This is a genomic window from Streptomyces sp. CB01881, assembly GCF_002953255.1.
In the GTDB taxonomy this organism is placed as follows: Bacteria; Actinomycetota; Actinomycetes; order Streptomycetales; family Streptomycetaceae; genus Kitasatospora.
This window is the reverse complement of record NZ_CP026498.1, coordinates 10,972,463-10,974,707: the sequence shown is the minus strand read 5'-3', so window position 1 is coordinate 10,974,707 and position 2,245 is coordinate 10,972,463. Positions and strand designations below refer to the sequence as shown.

Here is a 2,245-nt window from a genome sequence, read left to right as displayed (position 1 = left end):
CCCGCGTCTTCGGCGGACGCATCTCAACGGGTAGGTTTGCTTGCCGTTGAGGGCGTCGGGCGCTGTGGTTCGGGAAAGCGGTGTGGGGAATGGTTGCACGGGCCGTTGTGGACTGCGCGCTGTACGAGGACGGGCGCAGGCTGCCGGGGGCGGTCGATCTGTCGGACGTGCTGCAGCGAACAGGCGAGAAGGACGGCCGGTTCGTGTGGATCGGCCTGTTCGAGCCGACTGCGGAGCAGTTCGCCGAGATCGCGGCCGCGTTCGCGCTGCATCCGCTGGCGGTGGAGGACGCGGTGCGGGCGCATCAGCGGCCGAAGCTGGAGCGGTACGGGGACACGCTGTTCCTGGTTCTGAAGACGATCACCTACGTTGAGCACGAGAAGGTGACGGCGACCAGCGAGATCGTGGACACCGGGGAGATCATGGTGTTCGCCGGTCCCGGGTTCGCGATCGTGGTACGGCACGGCAGCGCCAAGGGGCTGACCGGGGTGCGGCGCGACCTGGAGGCGTCCCCGAAGCTGCTGGCGCTCGGGCCGGCCGCCGTGCTGTACGCGGTGGCGGATCACGTGGTGGACGGCTACCTGGAGGCGGCGGATTCCTTCGAGCGGGACGTGGAGGAGCTGGAGGCCGCGGTGTTCTCCGCCGAGCGCACCGACGACTCCGCCCGGATCTACCAGCTCAAGCGCGAACTGCTGGAGTTCAAGAGGGCGGTCGCTCCGCTGACGGTGCCGCTGCAGCGGCTGGCCGACGGCACGCTGCCGCAGGTGTCGGCCGAGATCGCGGCCTACCTGCGGGACGCCGCGGACCACCACGCGCAGACGAAGGAGCGGATCCTGGCCCTCGACGAGCTGATCTCCGGCATTCTGGACGCCGGCATGGCGCGGCTGTCGGTGCAGCAGAACACGGACATGCGCCGGATCAGTGCCTGGGCGGCGCTGGCGGCGGTGCCCACCATGGTGGCGGGCGTGTACGGGATGAACTTCGACTACATGCCGGAGCTGCACTGGACGTTCGGCTACCCGGCGGCGGTGGCGTTCACCGCCACCGTGTGTGTGTTCATCTTCCGGGCGTTCCGTCGCAACGACTGGCTGTGACCGGTGCCGGCCTGGCGGGCCGGCACCGGCGGTTCACTGGCCGAGGTGGATCCATCCGGCGATGAACGCGATCCAGGCGAACAGGGCTGAGAAGGTCAGTAGCGGGGCGAGGCGGCGCACGGCGGTCTTCCTCCCGGGGGGTCGCGTTGTGGGGGGCCTCACTGTCAGGCGAGGCCGAGCCAGCCGAGAAGGGTCTGGACGAGCAGGATGGTGGACATCGCGGCCACGCCCACGACCACGGCAGTGGCCGCGATGCGGTAGCGGGGGCCGTTGGCCGCATCGCCCAGGACGGAGCGGCGGTTGGTGAGGACGAGGAGGTAGACCAGGACGATCGGGCTGATGAGGCCCTGGAGGACCTGGGTGCCGATCAGGAGCTGGATGACGTCGATGGGGGTGAGGGCGACGATCGCGCCGAGCGCGATCTGGGCGGTGAACAGGCCGAGGAACAGCGGGGCGTCGCGGAAGCTGCGGGAGACGGAGCGCTCCACGCCGGCCGCCTCGCCGACGGCGTAGCTCGCGGAGAGCGGCACGACGGCGCCGGCCAGGGCGGAGGCGCCGATCAGGCCGAAGGCGAACAGCAGCTCGGCGCTGTGCCCGGCGACGGGCTTGAGAGCCTCGGCGGCCTGGGCGGCGGACTCCAGGGGTCCGGTGCCGCCGATCGCGGAGGCGGTGGCGATGATGATGGTCACGCTGATCGCGCAGGCGAACACCGCGCCGAGGACGGCGTCCGCGCGGATCAGCTTGTAGTCGGCGGGCTTGGCGCCGCGGTCGACGACGCCGGCGGCGGCGTAGAACTGCATGTAGGGGCTGACGGTGGTTCCGATCAGGGCGACGGCGAGCAGGATGAAGTCCTGGCTCGGCTCCATGTGCGGAATCGCCAGATGCGTGCCGACCTGTCCCCAGTCGGGGTGGCCGAGGATCATGGCGACCGGGTAGGCGAAGAACGCCAGCGACATGATCAGGAAGATCCGCTCGGCCCACTTGTAGCTGCCGAACAGCACCAGGGACCAGAGCAGGACGGCGGCGGGCGGGATGACCGCCCATTTCGGGATGCCGAGGAGTTCGAACGCGGCGCCGATGCCGGCGAACTCGCTGACGACCAGTCCGGTGTTGGCGAGCAGCAGGCAGAAGACGGCGAGTGAGGCGGAGGC

General features: G+C 70.2%; 2 protein-coding genes. One reads left to right on the top strand and one right to left on the bottom strand.

All coding sequences use genetic code 11. The features are described 5' to 3' along the window. The first annotated feature begins 89 nt into the window (after window positions 1–89). On the top strand, window positions 90–1,094 hold the full coding sequence (locus C2142_RS37260; RefSeq protein ID WP_148647163.1) for a magnesium and cobalt transport protein CorA: 1,005 nt from the start codon (window positions 90–92) through the stop codon (window positions 1,092–1,094). 164 nt (window positions 1,095–1,258) lie between these two features. Here C2142_RS37260 and C2142_RS37255 read toward each other — a convergent pair. Further along, on the bottom strand, window positions 1,259–2,245 hold a 987-nt coding region (locus C2142_RS37255; protein WP_206671111.1), incomplete at its 5' end, for a divalent metal cation transporter.